We start from the raw sequence: 19623 nt of genomic DNA, 5'->3' as shown, positions 1-19623 counted from the left end.
GACAAATTATCGGTACAGAGATAAGTTTTTACGATGGGGTTATAGCTCAGCTGGGAGAGCGCCTGCCTTGCACGCAGGAGGTCTGCGGTTCGATCCCGCATAGCTCCACCATCCTTTTACTGCAAAAAACAAGAAAACTTCAGAGTGTACCTGAAAAGGTGCACTGCGAAGTTTTGCTCTTTAAAAATCTGGATCAAGCTGAAAATTGAAACGACACGCTGCGTCTGTTCTCCGTAATAAGAACAGCATGATGGTGTGTTCGAGTCTCTCAAATTTTCGCAATCATGAAGTGAAACATCTTCGGGTTGTGAGGTTAAGCGACTAAGCGTACACGGTGGATGCCCTGGCAGTCAGAGGCGATGAAGGACGTGCTAATCTGCGATAAGCGTCGGTAAGGTGATATGAACCGTTATAACCGACGATTTCCGAATGGGGAAACCCAGTGTGATCCGTCACACTATCGTTAAGTGAATACATAGCTTAACGAAGCGAACCGGGGGAACTGAAACATCTAAGTACCCCGAGGAAAAGAAATCAACCGAGATTCCCCCAGTAGCGGCGAGCGAACGGGGAGGAGCCCAGAGTCTGAATCAGTTTGTGTGTTAGTGGAAGCGTCTGGAAAGTCGCAGGGTACAGGGTGATACTCCCGTACACAAAAACGCACAGGCTGTGAACTCGAAGAGTAGGGCGGGACACGTGGTATCCTGTCTGAATATGGGGGGACCATCCTCCAAGGCTAAATACTCCTGACTGACCGATAGTGAACCAGTACCGTGAGGGAAAGGCGAAAAGAACCCCGGCGAGGGGAGTGAAACAGAACCTGAAACCGTGTACGTACAAGCAGTAGGAGCCCACTTGTTGGGTGACTGCGTACCTTTGTATAATGGGTCAGCGACTTATATTCTGTAGCAAGGTTAACCGTATAGGGGAGCCGCAGGGAAACCGAGTCTTAACTGGGCGTTAAGTTGCAGGGTATAGACCCGAAACCCGGTGATCTAGCCATGGGCAGGTTGAAGGTTGGGTAACACTAACTGGAGGACCGAACCGACTAATGTTGAAAAATTAGCGGATGACTTGTGGCTGGGGGTGAAAGGCCAATCAAACCGGGAGATAGCTGGTTCTCCCCGAAAGCTATTTAGGTAGCGCCTCGTGAACTCATCTTCGGGGGTAGAGCACTGTTTCGGCTAGGGGTCATCCCGACTTACCAACCCGATGCAAACTACGAATACCGAAGAATGTTATCACGGGAGACACACGGCGGGTGCTAACGTCCGTCGTGAAGAGGGAAACAACCCAGACCGCCAGCTAAGGTCCCAAAGTCATGGTTAAGTGGGAAACGATGTGGGAAGGCACAGACAGCCAGGATGTTGGCTTAGAAGCAGCCATCATTTAAAGAAAGCGTAATAGCTCACTGGTCGAGTCGGCCTGCGCGGAAGATGTAACGGGGCTAAACCATGCACCGAAGCTGCGGCAGCGACGCTTATGCGTTGTTGGGTAGGGGAGCGTTCTGTAAGCCGTTGAAGGTGGCCTGTGAGGGTTGCTGGAGGTATCAGAAGTGCGAATGCTGACATAAGTAACGATAAAGCGGGTGAAAAGCCCGCTCGCCGGAAGACCAAGGGTTCCTGTCCAACGTTAATCGGGGCAGGGTGAGTCGACCCCTAAGGCGAGGCCGAAAGGCGTAGTCGATGGGAAACAGGTTAATATTCCTGTACTCGGTGTTACTGCGAAGGGGGGACGGAGAAGGCTATGTTAGCCGGGCGACGGTTGTCCCGGTTTAAGCATGTAGGCGGATGTTCCAGGTAAATCCGGAACGTTATTCAACGCTGAGGTGTGATGACGAGGCACTACGGTGCTGAAGTAACAAATGCCCTGCTTCCAGGAAAAGCCTCTAAGCATCAGGTAACATCAAATCGTACCCCAAACCGACACAGGTGGTCAGGTAGAGAATACCAAGGCGCTTGAGAGAACTCGGGTGAAGGAACTAGGCAAAATGGTGCCGTAACTTCGGGAGAAGGCACGCTGATGGTAGGTGAAGTGACTTGCTCATGGAGCTGAAATCAGTCGAAGATACCAGCTGGCTGCAACTGTTTATTAAAAACACAGCACTGTGCAAACACGAAAGTGGACGTATACGGTGTGACGCCTGCCCGGTGCCGGAAGGTTAATTGATGGGGTTATCCTCGCGGAGAAGCTCTTGATCGAAGCCCCGGTAAACGGCGGCCGTAACTATAACGGTCCTAAGGTAGCGAAATTCCTTGTCGGGTAAGTTCCGACCTGCACGAATGGCGTAATGATGGCCAGGCTGTCTCCACCCGAGACTCAGTGAAATTGAACTCGCTGTGAAGATGCAGTGTACCCGCGGCAAGACGGAAAGACCCCGTGAACCTTTACTATAGCTTGACACTGAACACTGGTCCTTGATGTGTAGGATAGGTGGGAGGCTTTGAAGTGTGGACGCCAGTCTGCATGGAGCCATCCTTGAAATACCACCCTTTAATGGCTGGTGTTCTAACGTGGACCCGTAATCCGGGTTGCGGACAGTGTCTGGTGGGTAGTTTGACTGGGGCGGTCTCCTCCTAAAGAGTAACGGAGGAGCACGAAGGTTAGCTAATCCTGGTCGGACATCAGGAGGTTAGTGCAATGGCATAAGCTAGCTTGACTGCGAGCGTGACGGCGCGAGCAGGTGCGAAAGCAGGTCATAGTGATCCGGTGGTTCTGAATGGAAGGGCCATCGCTCAACGGATAAAAGGTACTCCGGGGATAACAGGCTGATACCGCCCAAGAGTTCATATCGACGGCGGTGTTTGGCACCTCGATGTCGGCTCATCACATCCTGGGGCTGAAGTAGGTCCCAAGGGTATGGCTGTTCGCCATTTAAAGTGGTACGCGAGCTGGGTTTAGAACGTCGTGAGACAGTTCGGTCCCTATCTGCCGTGGGCGCTGGAGAATTGAGGGGGGCTGCTCCTAGTACGAGAGGACCGGAGTGGACGCATCACTGGTGTTCGGGTTGTCATGCCAATGGCATTGCCCGGTAGCTAAATGCGGAAGAGATAAGTGCTGAAAGCATCTAAGCACGAAACTTGCCCCGAGATGAGTTCTCCCTGACTCCTTGAGAGTCCTGAAGGAACGTTGAAGACGACGACGTTGATAGGCCGGGTGTGTAAGCGTAGCGATACGTTGAGCTAACCGGTACTAATGAACCGTGAGGCTTAACCTTACAACGCCGAAGATGTTTTGGCGGATTTGAGAGAATTTCAGCTTGATACAGATTAAACAGAATTTGCCTGGCGGCAATAGCGCGGTGGTCCCACCTGACCCCATGCCGAACTCAGAAGTGAAACGCCGTAGCGCCGATGGTAGTGTGGGGTCTCCCCATGTGAGAGTAGGGAACTGCCAGGCATCAAATTAGCAAGTGAAACCGGGGCATTAAACCGGTGGTTGTAAAGAAATTCGGTGGAGCGGTAGTTCAGTCGGTTAGAATACCTGCCTGTCACGCAGGGGGTCGCGGGTTCGAGTCCCGTCCGTTCCGCCACTTATTAGAAAATTAAGCCTGCTAATCTAGCAGGCTTAATGATAAGAAAATTTAGGGGCGTAGCTCAGTTGGTAGAGCACCGGTCTCCAAAACCGGGTGTCGCGAGTTCGAGTCTCTCCGCCCCTGCCATATAATAATCCTTTGCTTAGGCAAAGGATTTTTTTTGTCTTTAATTTTCCTCGTTATTATTCCTCATATCCCCCATCCATGGAGGATTGATCTTATCCTAAAATACTGCTTTTCAGGATCTCGCGAATCTGCGTCTGTTTATCGCTGTTTTGTAGCCAAATTGCATACAGAGGGCGTGAAAGCGTCACGCTATCCGTAACCGTATACAAGCCGCTTTTCTCCTGTGCCCACCGTACTGGCAGCCATGTGCATCCCTTGAGCGCACTGAGCTGCCGGTAGGCTAATTCTGCAGAACTGGTCGTTAGCAGAGGTATATCGTCATTACCGATCAATCCTACTTCATTTTGTTGAAAATCAGGTCCCCATTCCAGGCGTAGATAATTCAATTCATTTTTGTTTTTAGTCGGCGATGTGCAATAAAGTGCGAGTGTAAAATTGCCAAGTAACTGGCTGCTTAGTTCATCCATCTTCGGCGATTCTGTCGTGATCAGCAGATCAAGCTGGCGCTCGTGCAGCTGTTTGACCAGCGATTGCCGCTGTGCAATCCGCGCCTCAAACTGCAGGTTATAGGGCTCAGTGTAGAGCTTCCCAAGCCATTCATTGAGTAGGCACTCCCAAAGAGAAGCACTGGCACCTATCGAAAATTCATTATGCCGGGAAGAATTTGCGACCTCCTTACGCGCGGCCTGCCAGGTATTCATCAGGGTTTCAGCATAGGGCAGCAGTTTTTCTCCAGCTGGAGTCAGGCGGATGTTGTTACGATGACGGGTGAAAAGATTCACGCCCAGCTGGTTCTCCAACTGGCGAATACGAAAGCTAACTGCTGACTGTGTCAGATAAAGCGCCTCCGCAGCCCGGCCAAAGTGACGAGTTCTGCTCACCTCAAGAAAAGTCTTGAGCAATTCCGTATCCACACTCTTCTCCACAAAATTATTTGTCGTGATGATTTAAATGTTTTGTTTGACGCTCTGTCAAGCGTAACTAATACTCCGCGCCATAAATAGCTCGGCCAAAGAATCAGGAGCGTGTAGGATGGCGGAAAGCTTTACGACAACTAATCGTTTTTTCGACAATAAAAATTATCCGCGCGGGTTTTCCCGTCATGGAGATTTCACCATCAAAGAGGCGCAACTGCTGGAACGTCATGGTTATGCCTTTAATGAACTCGAATTGGGTAAACGCGAGCCCGTTACCGAAGATGAAAAACAGTTTGTTTCGGTATGTCGCGGCGAACGTGAGCCAGCAACTGAGATAGAACGCGTCTGGATTAAGTATATGGCGCGTATTAAGCGTCCAAAACGTTTTCATACTCTGTCCGGCGGGAAACCGCAGGTGGAAGGTACGGAAGATTACACAGAAAGCGATGATTAAGAAAAAAGGGCGTAAGCCCTTTTTTTATGCAATTAGTTTTTGTAGATGGATCAACATCCGGTCTATAGCTCGATAGCCGAGGGCTTCCTGCAAATGATAGCGTTTGATGTGTTCCACCTGCTCAAGATCGGCAATGGTCCGGGCAACTTTGAGTAGACGCTGCCAGGCTCGTATCGAGAGTCCAAGTTGCGACAAGGTCTGCTCCAGCCACATAGCATCGTCTTTATGTAGCTGACACCAGACTTTCATTTCGTTATTCCCCAGGTGCGCATTAAGTTTCTTCTGTCGGGATAACTGCCTTTCGCGTGCCGCCAAAACCCGCAACCGTACGCTGGCGCTGTCCTCTTCTTCGTTTGTACCCTGACTTAATACCCCCGGTGGCGGAAGTGGGATTTCCAGAGAGAGATCAAAGCGGTCAAGAAAGGGGCCGGATAAACGCCCCAGGTAACGCAGAATCTGTTCTGGTGATGTTCGATTATGCTGGCCTTGATAATGCCCTGTCGGGCTAGGGTTCATTGCGGCGATGAGTTGGAAACGCGCTGGATAATCGATTTTTGCGCGGGTACGAGAAATATGAATGATCCCTGACTCAATTGGCTCTCGCAATGCATCCAGTACCCTACGTTCAAACTCGGGTAGCTCATCAAGGAACAGAATCCCATTATGGGCAAGGGAAATCTCCCCTGGCGCGGGGATTGACCCTCCGCCCACCATGGCGGCAAGAGATGCGCTGTGATGTGGGGCGCGGAACGGCCTACGACGCCACTGTTTCGTTGCATGGCTGGAATTGACCAGACTGAGTATCGCTGCGCTTTCCAGCGCCTCCTGGTTACTCAGCGGCGGCAGCAGACCCGGTAGACGACTGGCGAGCATTGTTTTACCAGTGCCTGGCGGGCCTATCATCAGCAAGTTATGGCCACCTGCAGCGATGATTTCCAGCGCACGTTTCCCTTGCTGTTGACCAATGACATCACGAAGGTCCACTAATGTCTCATTCGAACATTCTCCTTCCTGGATAGGGAAATTCAGAGGGTTTATTCCTTCGAGAAAAGCACAGACCTCCTGTAGATGTCCTGAAATAAGGCAGTCGCTACCGCCGATTAAGCCAACTTCCGTAGCATTCTCGTCAGAGACAATTATTTTTCGACCCGCCTTTATTGCTTCCATCGCGCTGGATATAGCCCCAGGAACGCCACGTAGGGCGCCTGTAAGCGCCAATTCACCGACAAACTCATATTGATTCAACTTGGTAGCATTTAACTGCTCTGATGCCACCAGAAGCGCGAGAGCGATAGGTAAATCGTATCGTCCCCCTTCTTTTGGCAGATCGGCTGGCGCCAGATTGATGGTGATTTTCTTTGCAGGCCAGGTGTAGCCGCTGTTAATAATTGCACTACGCACTCGGTCACGGGCTTCTCTAACCGTTGTTTCGGGAAGTCCCACCATCGTCAGGCCAGGGAGTCCGTTGCTGATATGCACTTCAATCGTGATAAGCGGAGCACCGATCCCGAGAGCAGCGCGTGTGTAAACTATGGCAAGTGACATAAAACCTCCTGATAGCAGGAATTATGTCGGGGATTTTTTGCTGAGTAATCCAGCAATATTGAATTTTAGATGCCTCCTTCCAATCGATTCACTGCCAGTTGTTACGCTTCAGGCATTTTTGGAAACTGACTCGCAGAAGGCAATCGTGGGTCAGCGGTATGAGAAAGTGCTGTGGTATGCTCCACAAATTGAAATATTTTCATTTCATATTTTTCTTATTAAAAACAATTATCTTCTCAGAAATGGTTAGCAGAGTAATAAACTCAGCCATAAAAAAATCTTGTGTTTAATGTGATGTCTGTGGTACCTCTTTAGGTATTCCTTCGAACATGAAGCCAGAAAGAACATAAAATGACAGCCCTTCTACGAGTGATTAGCCTGGTCGTGATTAGCGTGGTGGTGATTATTATCCCACCGTGCGGGGCTGCACTTGGACGAGGAAAGGCTTAAAAAACAAGCCTTAACGAACTAAGACCCCCGCACCGAAAGGTCCGGGGGTTTTTTTATAACTTAAAAACAGAAGTGAGGAGCAGATGATGATGAGTAGCATAATGTTCTGTTTCTCTCGATCTATGACGGGGAAGTAACTATGAATGGAGCACGGTGGGTTGTACATGCTTTGCGAGCACAGGGAGTCGACACGGTATTTGGCTATCCGGGTGGCGCAATTATGCCGGTTTACGATGCGTTGTATGACGGCGGCGTGGAACACTTACTGTGCCGACATGAACAAGGAGCGGCGATGGCGGCCATCGGCTATGCTCGTGCTACCGGAAAAACTGGGGTGTGTATCGCCACCTCTGGTCCCGGCGCCACAAACTTGATAACCGGCCTTGCAGACGCACTGCTCGACTCTGTTCCTATTGTTGCTATCACCGGCCAGGTTTCTGCTCCATTCATTGGTACGGACGCATTTCAGGAAGTGGACGTTCTTGGGTTATCACTGGCTTGCACCAAACACAGTTTCCTGGTGCAGTCGCTGGAAGAACTGCCGCGCGTTATTGCTGAAGCTTTCTATGTAGCAAACTCAGGGCGTCCAGGCCCGGTATTGGTTGATATTCCAAAAGATATCCAGCTGGCTCAGGGGGATCTCGACCCGCATTTCTCCATGGTAGCCGATGATGTTGACTTTCCATATGCAGATATCGAATACGCTTTGCAGATGCTGGCTCAGTCCCAGAAACCTATGTTATACGTTGGCGGCGGCGTGGGTATGGCGCAGGCGGTACCCGCGTTACGTGAATTTCTAGCCGTGACGCAAATGCCAGCGACCAGTACCCTGAAAGGTTTGGGTGTTGTGGACGCCGACTATCCGTACTATTTGGGTATGCTGGGAATGCACGGTACTAAAGCGGCTAACCTGGCGGTACAGGAGTGCGATCTACTGATCGCAGTGGGCGCGCGTTTTGACGATCGCGTGACTGGCAAGCTGAATACCTTTGCGCCGTATGCCAAAGTTATCCATATGGATATCGACCCGGCTGAATTGAACAAGCTTCGTCAGGTGCATATTGGCTTGACGGGCGATCTGAATGCGATGCTGCCAGCACTGCAGCAGCCGCTGTCCATCGATACCTGGCGTCAACGTAATGCTGATTTGCGTGCTGAGCATGCCTGGCGCTACGACCATCCTGGCGATGCTATCTACGCCCCGCTGTTGTTAAAGCAGCTTTCCGATCGCAAGCCAGCGAATTGCGTGGTCACCACCGATGTGGGTCAGCATCAGATGTGGTCAGCGCAGCATATGTCCTACACGCGTCCTGAAAACTTCATTACCTCCAGCGGTTTGGGCACGATGGGCTTCGGCTTACCCGCTGCGGTTGGCGCGCAGGTGGCTCGTCCGGATGATACGGTTATCTGTATCTCCGGTGACGGCTCTTTCATGATGAACGTGCAGGAACTGGGCACCGTAAAACGTAAACAGTTGCCGCTGAAGATTGTGCTGCTGGACAACCAGCGCTTAGGAATGGTTCGCCAATGGCAGCAGCTGTTTTTCCAGGAACGTTATAGCGAAACCACTCTTACCGATAACCCCGATTTCCTTACTCTGGCCAGCGCCTTCGGCATCCCTGGTCAACACATCACCCGTAAAGACCAGGTTGAAGCGGCACTCGACACCATGCTTTCGAGCCAGGGGCCTTATCTGCTTCATGTCTCAATCGACGAACTTGAGAACGTCTGGCCGTTGGTGCCGCCCGGTGCCAGTAACGCAGAAATGCTGGAGAAATTATCATGATGCAACATCAAGTCGCTTTACAGGCTCGCTCTAACCCAGAAACTTTAGAACGTGTGCTGCGCGTAGTGCGCCATCGCGGATTCCAGATTTGCGCCATGAATATGGAAACGGCTGCCGACGCCCGGAATATTAATATCGAGTTGACCGTTGCCAGCCAGCGGCCCGTCGAATTACTGTTTAGTCAATTAAGCAAACTGATCGACGTTGCCTGCGTCGAGATCCAGCAACCTACATCACAACAAATTCGCGCCTGAGCGCAAAAGGAAAAGAAATGACGACGAAAAAAGCGGACTACATCTGGTTTAACGGTGAGATGGTACGTTGGGAAGACGCGAAGGTACACGTCATGTCCCACGCGCTGCACTACGGTACTTCTGTATTCGAAGGCATCCGCTGCTACGATTCACACAAGGGCCCGGTAGTTTTTCGTCATCGCGAGCACATGCAGCGCCTGCGTGACTCCGCCAAAATCTATCGTTTCCCGGTCTCTCAGAGCGTTGATGAACTAATGGAAGCCTGCCGTGAAGTGCTGCGTAAAAATAATCTCACCAGCGCCTATATCCGTCCGCTGGTCTTTGTTGGTGATGTTGGCATGGGCGTTAACCCACCAGACGGCTATACCACTGACGTTATCATCGCGGCGTTCCCGTGGGGTGCCTATCTGGGTGCCGAAGCGCTAGATCAGGGGATCGATGCGATGGTTTCTTCCTGGAATCGTGCTGCACCAAATACTATCCCAACAGCGGCAAAAGCAGGCGGTAACTACCTCTCTTCTCTATTGGTCGGCAGCGAAGCGCGCCGTCATGGCTATCAGGAAGGGATCGCGCTGGACGTCAACGGCTACATCTCTGAAGGCGCAGGTGAAAACCTGTTTGAAGTAAAAGATGGCGTGTTGTTTACTCCGCCGTTCACCTCTTCTGCGCTGCCGGGGATCACTCGCGACGCTATCATCAAGCTGGCGAAAGATCTGGGCCTTGAAGTGCGCGAGCAGGTATTGTCTCGTGAATCCTTGTATCTGGCTGACGAAGTCTTCATGTCCGGTACTGCCGCTGAAATCACGCCGGTACGTAGCGTCGATGGTATTCAGGTCGGCGAAGGCCGCTGCGGCCCGATCACCAAACGTATTCAGCAAGCATTCTTTGGCCTCTTCACCGGTGAAACCGAGGATAAATGGGGTTGGTTGGATCAGGTTAATCAATAAGCATAAAAAGATGGGGCGACACGCAACGCCCCATTTAACAGAAACTGGGAGTAACTAAAGCATGCCTAAGTACCGTTCCGCCACAACCACTCACGGCCGCAATATGGCGGGTGCCCGCGCGCTGTGGCGCGCCACTGGAATGACCGACGCCGATTTCGGCAAGCCGATTATCGCCGTCGTTAACTCCTTCACCCAGTTCGTGCCGGGCCACGTTCACCTGCGCGATCTTGGTAAGCTGGTTGCGGAGCAAATTGAAGCCTCTGGCGGCGTCGCCAAAGAATTTAACACCATCGCCGTGGATGATGGGATCGCCATGGGCCACGGGGGTATGCTTTATTCACTGCCATCCCGCGAGCTGATCGCCGACTCGGTGGAGTACATGGTTAACGCACACTGCGCCGACGCCATGGTCTGTATCTCCAACTGCGATAAAATCACCCCAGGGATGCTAATGGCGTCTCTGCGCCTGAACATTCCGGTGATTTTCGTTTCTGGCGGCCCGATGGAAGCGGGGAAAACCAAACTTTCCGATCAGATCATTAAACTCGATCTGGTTGATGCCATGATTCAGGGCGCTGACCCGAAAGTCTCCGATGACCAAAGCGACCAGGTTGAACGTTCTGCCTGTCCGACCTGCGGCTCTTGCTCAGGGATGTTCACCGCGAACTCCATGAACTGCCTGACCGAAGCGCTGGGCCTGTCGCAGCCGGGTAACGGCTCGCTGCTGGCGACTCACGCCGATCGTAAGCAGTTGTTCCTGAATGCGGGCTCACGCATCGTTGAGCTGACCAAGCGTTATTACGAACAGGATGATACCTCCGCGCTGCCACGTAATATTGCCAGCAAAGCGGCGTTCGAAAACGCGATGACCCTGGATATCGCCATGGGCGGCTCTACCAACACCGTACTGCATCTGCTGGCGGCGGCGCAGGAAGCTGAAATCGACTTCACCATGACGGATATCGACAAGCTGTCCCGTAACGTGCCGCAACTGTGCAAAGTCGCCCCGAGCACCCAGAAGTATCATATGGAAGACGTCCACCGCGCAGGCGGCGTGTTGGGTATTTTGGGCGAGTTGGATCGTGCCGGGCTGTTGAATCGCGATGTGAAAAACGTCCTCGGCCTGACCCTGCCGCAAACCCTCGATCGCTATGATGTCATGCTGACGAAAGACGAAGCGGTGAAAGAGATGTTCCGTGCTGGCCCTGCGGGTGTACGTACTACTCAGGCGTTTTCGCAGAACTGCCGCTGGGATACGCTGGATGATGATCGTGCCGAAGGCTGTATCCGCTCGCTGGAACATGCCTACAGCAAAGACGGTGGTCTGGCCGTGCTGTACGGTAACTTTGCGGAGAACGGCTGCATCGTTAAAACCGCCGGCGTTGATGACAGCATTCTGAAATTTACCGGTCCAGCTAAAGTGTATGAGAGCCAGGACGACGCGGTCGAAGCGATTCTTGGCGGTAAAGTGGTGGCTGGCGACGTGGTGGTGATTCGCTATGAAGGACCGAAAGGCGGGCCAGGCATGCAGGAAATGCTCTATCCGACGACCTTCCTGAAATCAATGGGGCTGGGCAAAGCCTGTGCGCTAATCACCGACGGTCGTTTCTCTGGCGGCACATCAGGTCTGTCTATTGGCCACGTTTCACCGGAAGCGGCCAGCGGCGGCAATATTGCCATTATTGAAGATGGCGACATGATTGCTATCGACATCCCGAATCGTGGCATTCAGCTGCAACTGAGCGATGCTGAGATTGCGGCACGTCGTGAAGCACAGGAAGCCCGCGGTGATAAAGCCTGGACACCGAAAGCTCGTGAACGTCAGGTTTCCTTCGCCCTTCGTGCCTATGCCAGTCTGGCAACCAGTGCTGACAAAGGCGCAGTGCGTGATAAATCAAAACTTGGGGGTTAATGATGGCCGAGTCACAACCCCTATCCGCCGCCCCTGAGGGGGCGGAATATCTCAGAGCGGTGCTACGCGCACCGGTCTATGAAGCGGTGCAGGTTACGCCGCTGCAAAAAATGGACAAGCTGTCGTCGCGCCTCGATAACGTGATTCTGGTGAAGCGCGAAGACCGTCAGCCGGTACATAGCTTCAAGTTGCGTGGCGCTTACGCGATGATGGCGGGGCTGACTGAAGATCAGAAATCTCATGGCGTAATTACCGCTTCGGCGGGCAATCATGCTCAGGGCGTCGCTTTCTCAGCTTCTCGTCTGGGGGTGAAGGCGCTGATCGTCATGCCAACCGCAACTGCGGATATCAAAGTCGATGCCGTTCGCGGTTTCGGCGGAGAAGTACTGCTACACGGTGCTAACTTCGATGAAGCGAAAGCCAAAGCCATTGAGCTGTCGCAGCAGCAGGGGTTCACCTGGGTACCGCCGTTCGATCATCCGATGGTGATCGCCGGGCAGGGGACGCTGGCGCTGGAGCTACTGCAGCAGGATGCTCATATCGACCGGGTATTCGTACCTGTCGGCGGCGGCGGCCTGGCGGCAGGAGTAGCGGTGCTGATCAAACAGTTGATGCCGCAAATCAAAGTGATTGCAGTTGAAGCAGAAGACTCTGCCTGCCTGAAAGCCGCACTGGACGCGGGCCATCCGGTCGATTTGCCCCGCGTCGGGCTGTTTGCTGAAGGTGTGGCGGTAAAACGCATTGGCGATGAAACTTTTCGCGTTTGCCGGGAGTATCTCGACGACATCATTACCGTCGATAGCGATGCGATCTGCGCGGCGATGAAAGACCTGTTTGAAGACGTGCGTGCTGTGGCAGAGCCTTCCGGCGCGCTGGCGCTGGCGGGGATGAAAAAATATATCGCTCAGCACAATATTCGCGGTGAACGCCTGGCGCACGTGCTTTCCGGTGCGAACGTTAACTTCCACGGCCTGCGCTACGTTTCCGAGCGTTGCGAGCTGGGTGAGCAACGCGAAGCGCTACTGGCGGTAACTATTCCGGAAGAGAAAGGTAGCTTTCTCAAGTTCTGTCAGCTGCTGGGTGGGCGTTCGGTCACCGAGTTCAACTACCGCTTCGCCGATGCGAAAAACGCCTGCATATTTGTCGGTGTGCGCCTGAGCCGCGGTCTGGAAGAGCGTAAAGAAATTCTTAATCTGCTGCATGAGGGCGGCTATAGCGTAGTGGATCTCTCCGACGATGAAATGGCCAAGCTTCATGTGCGCTACATGGTCGGCGGACGTCCGTCGCAACCGCTGCAGGAACGCCTGTTTAGCTTCGAGTTTCCGGAATCCCCCGGTGCTTTGCTGAAGTTCCTGCATACGCTGGGCACCCACTGGAATATTTCTCTGTTCCACTATCGCAGCCACGGAACCGATTATGGTCGCGTGCTGGCGGCATTCGAGCTTGCCGATCATGAACCTGATTTTGAAAGCCGGTTGCATGAGCTGGGCTACGACTGTCACGATGAGAGTAATAACCCAGCGTTCCGCTTTTTCCTGGCGGGTTAGTCCTTATGATGGCCGGAAAACGAGGTATTGGCTTTTCGGTCATCTTTCTGAATTGCGTAGACAGTGTATGAACGGGTGCGATAATGCGCTAATCATCTTCTCGCTAAAAGGGCAAACAGATGGCAGGACGCTTCCAGGGATTTGCACAAGAAGGGCTCGATTTTCTTCAACAGGTGCGGATTGAAAATGATAAAACGTGGTTTGAAGAGCACCGTTTTATTTACGATCGCAGTGTCCTTACACCGTTTCGCGCGCTGGTGGATGATTTAGCACCTGCGATGCTGGAAATTGACCCACTGCTGGAAACCCGTTCCGCAATCGGCAAAACCTTATCACGCGTTCATCGTGATACCCGTTTTTCGCATGACAAATCCCTTTATCGTAGCCGGATGTGGCTGACCTTTAAGCGTTCTGCGAAAAACTGGACGGATGCCCCAGCGTATTTCTTTGAAATCAGTCCGGATACGTTGCGCTATGGGTTAGGGTATTACAGCGCCAGCAAGCCAACCATGGACCTGTTCCGTCATACTTTAAAGCAGCGCCCTAAGCAGTTTCTGGACGTCGCCGAATGTTGCCGGGCTCCGTTTGAACTGGTCGGGGAAAGCTATAAGCGGCTGTTGGTAAAAGATCTCGAACCAACTATTTCAGACTGGTACCACCGCAAATCTTTTGCCGCCATGGTCACCGATAACGATGTCGAAAAATTGTTCCATGCCGATTTGGTCACCTTGCTGGCAGACGGATTCCGTCAGTTGGAACCGCTGTATCAGTGGTTGATGACGGTAGAGACGATGAAGCAAATCGATCCGGCTGATTTGTAAAAGTCATTTTCCTTCTTCGATTTTTCTCTCCAGCACAATCTTCCAGAAGGCATCAATCAGCGGCTCATGCAGCCGCTTTTTGGGCGCGCAGACACCCAGTTCAAACGGTGTTTTCTCATCGCTACGCTCTAAAATCATCACGCGGTTGCGTACCGGTTCCGGGCTGTTTTCCAGCACCACTTCAGGCAGCAGCGCCACGCCGCAGCCCAACGCCACCATCGACACCATCGCCTCGTGACCACCGACCGTGGCATAAATTGACGGATTGCTGATTTTATTACGGCGAAACCACAGCTCAATGCGGCGGCGTACTGGCCCCTGGTCGGCCATGATAAACGGCACCGTTGACCAGTCGGGTTCGTCGGTGGAGACCTGATTGCGCACCGGGCAGGGTAACGCCGGGGCGATCAGTACCACTGCCAGATTTTCCAGCATGGAGAACGCCACCGCGCCGGGCAGCGTCTCTGGCTTACCGGCAATCGCCAGGTCCGCTTCTCCGGTGACCACTTTTTCCATCGCGTCGGCGGCATCGCCGGTGGTGAGCTTAATCTCCACCGACGGGTGTTCGGCGCGAAAACGGTCGAGAATGGGCGGCAGATGGCTATAGGCGGCGGTCACCGAGCAGAAAATATGTAGCTCGCCCGAGAGCGACGGCCCTTGCTGATCGATGGTGTGGCGTAATTGCTGATACTGCAACAGCGTCTGTTGGGCAAAGACGCGTAGTTCTTCGCCCGCTTCGGTGAGCGTTACCGTGCGGTTATCGCGAATAAACAGCGCCTGACCGAGATCCTCTTCCAGACGTTGAATTTGCCGGGAAAGCGTAGAGGGGCTGACGTGCATCGCCCGCGCGCTGCGGCCAAAATGGCGGCTTTCCGCCAGATGCAGAAAGGTTTTTAGATCGCGTAAATCCACGGCTTGTTCTCCACGTTTTTACATTGCATAAATTGCAACGTGACGTTGTGAATATATCAATTTCCGCAATAAATTTCCTGTCATATAGTGGGTTCATTCTCGCAAAAGCGAACCGAACAATAAGACACACAACATCACGGAGTACACCATCATGGCTAACTACTTTAATACACTGAACCTGCGCCAGCAGTTGGCGCAACTGGGCAAATGTCGCTTTATGGGTCGCGACGAATTCGCCGACGGCGCGAGCTACCTTCAGGGTAAAAAAGTGGTCATCGTCGGCTGTGGCGCTCAGGGCCTGAACCAGGGCCTGAACATGCGTGACTCCGGTCTGGATATCTCTTACGCCCTGCGTAAAGAAGCGATTGCCGAGAAGCGCGCTTCCTGGCGTAAAGCGACTGAAAACGGCTTTAAAGTCGGTACCTACGAAGAGCTGGTTCCGCAGGCAGATCTGGTGGTTAACCTGACTCCAGATAAACAGCACTCCGACGTTGTGCGTTCTGTTCAGCCGCTGATGAAAGACGGCGCGGCGCTGGGTTACTCTCACGGTTTCAACGTCGTGGAAGTGGGCGAGCAGATCCGTAAAGACATCACCGTAGTGATGGTTGCTCCGAAGTGCCCGGGTACCGAAGTACGTGAAGAGTACAAACGTGGTTTTGGTGTGCCGACGCTGATCGCGGTTCACCCGGAAAACGACCCGAAAGGCGAAGGTATGGCGATTGCCAAAGCCTGGGCTGCTGCAACCGGCGGTCACCGTGCGGGCGTACTGGAATCCTCTTTCGTCGCGGAAGTGAAATCTGACCTGATGGGCGAGCAGACTATCCTGTGCGGTATGCTGCAGGCCGGTTCTCTGCTGTGCTTCGATAAGCTGGTGGAAGAAGGTACTGACCCGGCATATGCTGAAAAACTGATTCAGTTCGGCTGGGAAACCATCACCGAAGCGCTGAAGCAGGGCGGCATCACCCTGATGATGGACCGTCTGTCCAACCCGGCTAAGCTGCGTGCTTACGCGCTGTCAGAACAGCTGAAAGAGATCATGGCGCCACTGTTCCAGAAACACATGGACGATATCATCTCCGGTGAATTCTCCTCCGGTATGATGGCTGACTGGGCCAACGACGATAAGAAACTGCTGACCTGGCGTGAAGAGACCGGTAAAACCGCGTTCGAAACCGCTGCACAGTTCGACGGTAAAATCGGCGAGCAGGAGTACTTTGATAAAGGTGTCCTGATGATCGCGATGGTGAAAGCGGGCGTTGAGCTGGCGTTCGAAACCATGGTTGATTCCGGCATCATCGAAGAGTCGGCTTACTACGAATCACTGCACGAGCTGCCGCTGATCGCCAACACCATCGCCCGTAAGCGTCTGTACGAAATGAACGTAGTTATCTCTGATACCGCAGAATACGGCAACTACCTGTTCTCTTACGCTTGCGTACCGCTGCTGAAAGAGTTTATGACCACGCTGCAGACCGGCGACCTGGGCAAAACGATTGCTGAAGGCGCTGTCGACAACGCCCAGCTGCGCGATGTGAATGAAGCCATTCGTAGCCATGCGATTGAAGAAGTAGGCCAGAAACTGCGCGGCTATATGACCGATATGAAACGCATTGCCGTCGCTGGCTAATAAAACCTCGTTATCATCCGGCCCGGTTAGCGCCTCGCTACCGGGCCGTTTTTTTATCTGCGTTTGACGGGATCTCTGAATCCACACTCTTATCATATAAATTCATCTGGTTATCATGTAGATAGCTTTTATTTGTACAGATTATCCTTTCTGGGATTGCTCACACCTATCTTATGTAATATTGTAAGTTACATGAAAATAAACAACTCATTCTCAGCCACGCTGCACATCTTGCTTCACCTGGAGCAGATGGATAAGCCCCTGACCTCGGAACAGATGGCCTCTTTTATTGACGGCAATCCGGCGTTCATCCGCAAATTGCTTGCCGGACTCAGGGAAAACAATATTGTCTGTGCCACGAAGGGGCACCACGGCGGCTGGCGGCTCTGCCGACCGGTTAGTGACATTACGCTTTACGACATCTATATGGCGCTCGGCGAACCGGCGCTGTTTGCGCTTGGCAACCGCAGTGAAAACCCGCAGTGCCTGGTGGAACAGGGGGTAAACCGGGTGATGTCAGAGACGCTCGCCGACGCGCAGACGCTAATCCTCGATCGCTTTAAGCGCCTGACGTTGCAGGATATTGGCAGCGAATTTATCAGCTACTTCAACGACAAAGGCCACGACCATGATTGAAACCTTAACCACCTGCCTGATGATTGCGATGGCGGCGAGCAGTATTTCGATGACGGTGACGCAGACTGAGCTGTTTGCTGCGTTTCGTGAATGGACGACGAAGAAGAACGCGCTGATGGGGCATCTATTTCACTGCTTCTACTGCCTGAGCCACTGGGTAGTGTTTGGCGGGATGGCGGTATATCACCCGGCGCTGCTGAACAGCGGCTTTGCGCTGATTGACTGGGTAATGACGGCGTTTATCGTTATTACCATCACCACGCTGATTAACGGCCTGATGTTTAAAGTTTTCCAGGCTGCCGTCAGCACACATGTGATGAAACACGAAGCGCAGAAGCTTCTTCAGCCGCATAAATAAGGTTTAATTACCAATACCGCGTTCGGTCAATCTGTTCGCGGTATTAGCCGAATTGTCCCCAATACGCGCCTTTTTCTGGAAGGATATGTTCCTGTAATGCCTGGAGCGCTTTTTCAGCATCCGCATCCTGGATGGCCTGAATGATTGCGACATGCTGTTGATGAGAACGATGCATATGTTCGTCATTGCTGCCAAGGTAATTACGAATTGTCGCCATCTGCGCGGAAATAAGCACGTAGGATTGCTGTAAATAGGCATTGCCGCAATAGGTGAATAATGCCTCGTGGAACAGATTATCGAGGCGAATATATTCATGCGTGGAATTATTTTCCAGACAAAACGTCATGTGGTCGAGATAGGAAGATAATGCTTGTACCAGCTGGCGCTGATTGCGATGCAGGGACAGCCTCAGCGCTTTTGCCTCGACAAAATAACGAAACTCCAGCAGCCCATTGAACTCAATATCGCTCAGATTGAAAACAAAAGTTCCGCTTTTCGGGCGGATATGTACCAGCCCCTCGCTTTGCAGACGTCTCAAAGCGTCGCGTACCGGCGCTTTAGTGGAAGATAAACGCGTCGCCAGGGCGGATTCAGATATTTTGCAGCCCATCGGTAATGTGCCGTTAATGATCATATCTCTGATACGACGATAAATAACGTCTTTGAGTAAGTCCGTTGTCATATTGATTGAAAATTCCGGCATGTTAACTCGGTGAGCGGCCGTTTGCGGCCAGCAATAGAGGTGACTGTATAACAGATTTGCGGGAATGGGAAAATGATATATGGCAACAAGTTGCCGCTGGCGTAACCTGCGAAAATGTGCCGCGCTGGCAGGCGCGGCGGAGATTACTGTGATTGAGTTTGCTGGATCAATACTTCAACTTGTGGCTGGCGAGGAATGGGCGCGACGGCACCATAACCGGTTGTCGTGAGCGCAGCGGCGGCATTGGCGTAGCACAGCGCATCTTCCGGCGAGTCGCCTTTAATAATGCGATAAAGGAAAGCGCCTGAGAAACAGTCCCCGGCTCCGGTAGCATCGACGGTGGCGACTTTATGGCCGGAATAGATGACCCGCCGGTTCTCATTGGCAAACATCGCGCCTTCCGCGCCCATTTTTAACACCACATTCTTTGCTCCAAGCTGGAGATAGAAATCCGTAATTTCATCTGCATGGTGTTTCCCGGTGAGCAGACGGGCTTCATCAAGGCTGGGCATGCAGTAATCTACATGACGGATCGTTTCATGAATGATGGCGCGGGCGCGGGCTAATGGCCACAGTTTGAGCCGCAGATTGGTGTCGAAGGAAGTCAGTGTTTGGTGTTTTTTGCATAATTCAATCGCGTGAAAAAGCGCATCGCTGACATTATTACCAGTGGCGTGGGTGATGGCTGAGCTGTGAAATAAGCGTGCGGCAGCAATCGCGGACTCATTGATATCATCGACAGTCATCGTCGAGGCCGCAGAGCCTCTACGATAAAAGGTAAAGTGATGGCCCTGTTCGTTGTGCGAAATAAAATAGATACCCGTCGGGGCCGTTTTATGCGCGCCAACCCATTGATGATCGACCTTTTCTTCGTCCCATAATGCCCTGAAATTCTGACCAAATACGTCGTCACCGAGGCGGGTTAACATGGCAACCTGAGCACCTTGTCGCGCTGCGCTGATGGCGAAATTCGAGGTGTCACCGCCAAATCCGCTAAGATAATGCTGCTCAGAGCGCTCCGTGGGAAGCTGATTGAATTCAAAAAGGGGTTCACCAAATGAAAGAATATCGAACTGCTTCATTGCGTTCTCCA

At 52.5% G+C, this 19623-nt stretch carries 16 protein-coding genes, 3 tRNA genes and 2 rRNA genes; 16 read left to right on the top strand and 5 right to left on the bottom strand.

Features of this window, described 5'->3' with window-relative positions; translation table 11 throughout:
* Nucleotides 1-35: 35 nt before the first annotated feature.
* The 5 genes from ACMYSL_RS28340 (at nucleotide 36) to ACMYSL_RS28320 (ending at nucleotide 3661) form a co-directional block, all read left to right on the top strand.
* Nucleotides 36-111, top strand: a tRNA-Ala gene (locus ACMYSL_RS28340).
* Between the two features lie 200 nt (nucleotides 112-311).
* Nucleotides 312-3217 (top strand): 23S ribosomal RNA (locus ACMYSL_RS28335).
* 66 nt (nucleotides 3218-3283) lie between these two features.
* Nucleotides 3284-3399, top strand: a 5S ribosomal RNA gene (gene rrf, locus ACMYSL_RS28330).
* Nucleotides 3400-3455: 56 nt separating this feature from the next.
* A tRNA-Asp gene (locus ACMYSL_RS28325) sits at nucleotides 3456-3532 on the top strand.
* A gap of 53 nt (nucleotides 3533-3585) precedes the next feature.
* Nucleotides 3586-3661 (top strand) — tRNA-Trp (locus ACMYSL_RS28320).
* Nucleotides 3662-3753: 92 nt separating this feature from the next.
* Here ACMYSL_RS28320 and hdfR read toward each other — a convergent pair.
* Nucleotides 3754-4575 carry an HTH-type transcriptional regulator HdfR gene (hdfR, locus tag ACMYSL_RS28315; protein WP_182235523.1) on the bottom strand — a complete coding sequence of 274 codons (822 nt, stop codon included), beginning with the start codon at nucleotides 4573-4575 and terminating at the stop codon, nucleotides 3754-3756.
* Between the two features lie 118 nt (nucleotides 4576-4693).
* Between hdfR and ACMYSL_RS28310 the strand changes: the two genes are divergently transcribed.
* The gene (locus ACMYSL_RS28310) at nucleotides 4694-5032 is read left to right on the top strand and encodes a DUF413 domain-containing protein (RefSeq protein ID WP_110276913.1); all 339 of its coding nucleotides are present in this window, start codon (nucleotides 4694-4696) and stop codon (nucleotides 5030-5032) included.
* 24 nt (nucleotides 5033-5056) lie between these two features.
* Here the strand turns inward: ACMYSL_RS28310 and ACMYSL_RS28305 are convergent, their stop codons facing one another.
* Nucleotides 5057-6577 carry a YifB family Mg chelatase-like AAA ATPase gene (locus ACMYSL_RS28305; RefSeq protein ID WP_304254902.1) on the bottom strand — a complete coding sequence of 507 codons (1521 nt, stop codon included), beginning with the start codon at nucleotides 6575-6577 and terminating at the stop codon, nucleotides 5057-5059.
* Nucleotides 6578-6928: 351 nt separating this feature from the next.
* Here ACMYSL_RS28305 and ilvL point away from each other — a divergent pair, with 351 nt between their 5' ends.
* From ilvL to ACMYSL_RS28270, 7 genes are all read left to right on the top strand, one after another.
* Entirely contained in the window at nucleotides 6929-7027 is a 99-nt protein-coding gene (gene ilvL, locus ACMYSL_RS28300) for an ilv operon leader peptide (protein WP_001311244.1), read from the top strand.
* Between the two features lie 139 nt (nucleotides 7028-7166).
* Nucleotides 7167-8813, top strand: coding sequence for an acetolactate synthase 2 catalytic subunit (gene ilvG, locus ACMYSL_RS28295; RefSeq protein WP_434660865.1), 1647 nt, complete (start codon nucleotides 7167-7169; stop codon nucleotides 8811-8813).
* Nucleotides 8810-9067, top strand: a complete 258-nt coding sequence (ilvM, locus tag ACMYSL_RS28290; RefSeq protein ID WP_110276910.1) for an acetolactate synthase 2 small subunit — start codon at nucleotides 8810-8812, stop codon at nucleotides 9065-9067. The genes ilvG and ilvM overlap by 4 nt, the downstream gene beginning before the upstream one ends.
* Nucleotides 9068-9084: 17 nt before the next feature.
* The gene (locus ACMYSL_RS28285) at nucleotides 9085-10014 is read left to right on the top strand and encodes a branched-chain amino acid transaminase (RefSeq protein ID WP_181484182.1); all 930 of its coding nucleotides are present in this window, start codon (nucleotides 9085-9087) and stop codon (nucleotides 10012-10014) included.
* A 61-nt stretch (nucleotides 10015-10075) separates the two neighbouring features.
* Nucleotides 10076-11926: a dihydroxy-acid dehydratase gene (gene ilvD, locus ACMYSL_RS28280; RefSeq protein WP_110276908.1), complete on the top strand. Its 1851-nt coding sequence runs from the start codon at nucleotides 10076-10078 to the stop codon at nucleotides 11924-11926.
* A gap of 2 nt (nucleotides 11927-11928) precedes the next feature.
* Entirely contained in the window at nucleotides 11929-13473 is a 1545-nt protein-coding gene (gene ilvA, locus ACMYSL_RS28275) for a threonine ammonia-lyase, biosynthetic (RefSeq protein WP_434664308.1), read from the top strand.
* Between the two features lie 119 nt (nucleotides 13474-13592).
* Nucleotides 13593-14294 (top strand): DUF2461 domain-containing protein, encoded by a 702-nt coding sequence (locus ACMYSL_RS28270; RefSeq protein WP_182235528.1) that lies wholly within the window; start codon nucleotides 13593-13595, stop codon nucleotides 14292-14294.
* A 3-nt stretch (nucleotides 14295-14297) separates the two neighbouring features.
* On the opposite strand, the gene ilvY is transcribed toward ACMYSL_RS28270, so the two are convergent.
* A complete protein-coding gene (gene ilvY, locus ACMYSL_RS28265) occupies nucleotides 14298-15206 on the bottom strand; it encodes an HTH-type transcriptional activator IlvY (protein ID WP_434660864.1) in 909 nt (302 codons plus the stop codon).
* A gap of 151 nt (nucleotides 15207-15357) precedes the next feature.
* Between ilvY and ilvC the strand changes: the two genes are divergently transcribed.
* From ilvC to ACMYSL_RS28250, 3 genes are all read left to right on the top strand, one after another.
* Nucleotides 15358-16833 (top strand): ketol-acid reductoisomerase, encoded by a 1476-nt coding sequence (ilvC, locus tag ACMYSL_RS28260; protein ID WP_434660862.1) that lies wholly within the window; start codon nucleotides 15358-15360, stop codon nucleotides 16831-16833.
* 192 nt (nucleotides 16834-17025) lie between these two features.
* On the top strand, nucleotides 17026-17469 hold the full coding sequence (locus ACMYSL_RS28255) for an RrF2 family transcriptional regulator (RefSeq protein ID WP_182235530.1): 444 nt from the start codon (nucleotides 17026-17028) through the stop codon (nucleotides 17467-17469).
* On the top strand, nucleotides 17462-17827 hold the full coding sequence (locus tag ACMYSL_RS28250) for a DUF1360 domain-containing protein (RefSeq protein WP_434660859.1): 366 nt from the start codon (nucleotides 17462-17464) through the stop codon (nucleotides 17825-17827). The genes ACMYSL_RS28255 and ACMYSL_RS28250 overlap by 8 nt, the downstream gene beginning before the upstream one ends.
* A gap of 43 nt (nucleotides 17828-17870) precedes the next feature.
* Here ACMYSL_RS28250 and ACMYSL_RS28245 read toward each other — a convergent pair whose 3' ends face one another.
* Nucleotides 17871-18509 carry a GntR family transcriptional regulator gene (locus tag ACMYSL_RS28245; protein ID WP_000205685.1) on the bottom strand — a complete coding sequence of 213 codons (639 nt, stop codon included), beginning with the start codon at nucleotides 18507-18509 and terminating at the stop codon, nucleotides 17871-17873.
* A gap of 164 nt (nucleotides 18510-18673) precedes the next feature.
* The gene (locus ACMYSL_RS28240) at nucleotides 18674-19612 is read right to left on the bottom strand and encodes a sugar kinase (protein ID WP_434660857.1); all 939 of its coding nucleotides are present in this window, start codon (nucleotides 19610-19612) and stop codon (nucleotides 18674-18676) included.
* Nucleotides 19613-19623 lie beyond the last annotated feature (11 nt).

It is taken from the genome of Klebsiella sp. MISC125, from assembly GCF_051131775.1.
Classification (GTDB): Bacteria; Pseudomonadota; Gammaproteobacteria; order Enterobacterales; family Enterobacteriaceae; genus Klebsiella.
The sequence above is the reverse complement of the archived record's forward strand: the minus strand, read 5'-3'. Positions and strand labels throughout refer to the sequence as shown.

Coding starts and splice junctions, on each gene's coding strand:
- ACMYSL_RS28240 (WP_434660857.1), bottom strand. CDS start 19,612: ATGAAGCAGTTCGATATTCTTTCATTTGGTGAACCCCTTTTTGAATTC.
- ilvD (WP_110276908.1), top strand. CDS start 10,076: ATGCCTAAGTACCGTTCCGCCACAACCACTCACGGCCGCAATATGGCG.
- ACMYSL_RS28250 (WP_434660859.1), top strand. CDS start 17,462: ATGATTGAAACCTTAACCACCTGCCTGATGATTGCGATGGCGGCGAGC.
- ACMYSL_RS28285 (WP_181484182.1), top strand. CDS start 9,085: ATGACGACGAAAAAAGCGGACTACATCTGGTTTAACGGTGAGATGGTA.
- ACMYSL_RS28270 (WP_182235528.1), top strand. CDS start 13,593: ATGGCAGGACGCTTCCAGGGATTTGCACAAGAAGGGCTCGATTTTCTT.
- ilvC (WP_434660862.1), top strand. CDS start 15,358: ATGGCTAACTACTTTAATACACTGAACCTGCGCCAGCAGTTGGCGCAA.
- ilvL (WP_001311244.1), top strand. CDS start 6,929: ATGACAGCCCTTCTACGAGTGATTAGCCTGGTCGTGATTAGCGTGGTG.
- ACMYSL_RS28255 (WP_182235530.1), top strand. CDS start 17,026: ATGAAAATAAACAACTCATTCTCAGCCACGCTGCACATCTTGCTTCAC.
- ilvG (WP_434660865.1), top strand. CDS start 7,167: ATGAATGGAGCACGGTGGGTTGTACATGCTTTGCGAGCACAGGGAGTC.
- ACMYSL_RS28245 (WP_000205685.1), bottom strand. CDS start 18,509: ATGACAACGGACTTACTCAAAGACGTTATTTATCGTCGTATCAGAGAT.
- ilvA (WP_434664308.1), top strand. CDS start 11,929: ATGGCCGAGTCACAACCCCTATCCGCCGCCCCTGAGGGGGCGGAATAT.
- ilvM (WP_110276910.1), top strand. CDS start 8,810: ATGATGCAACATCAAGTCGCTTTACAGGCTCGCTCTAACCCAGAAACT.
- ACMYSL_RS28305 (WP_304254902.1), bottom strand. CDS start 6,577: ATGTCACTTGCCATAGTTTACACACGCGCTGCTCTCGGGATCGGTGCT.
- ACMYSL_RS28310 (WP_110276913.1), top strand. CDS start 4,694: ATGGCGGAAAGCTTTACGACAACTAATCGTTTTTTCGACAATAAAAAT.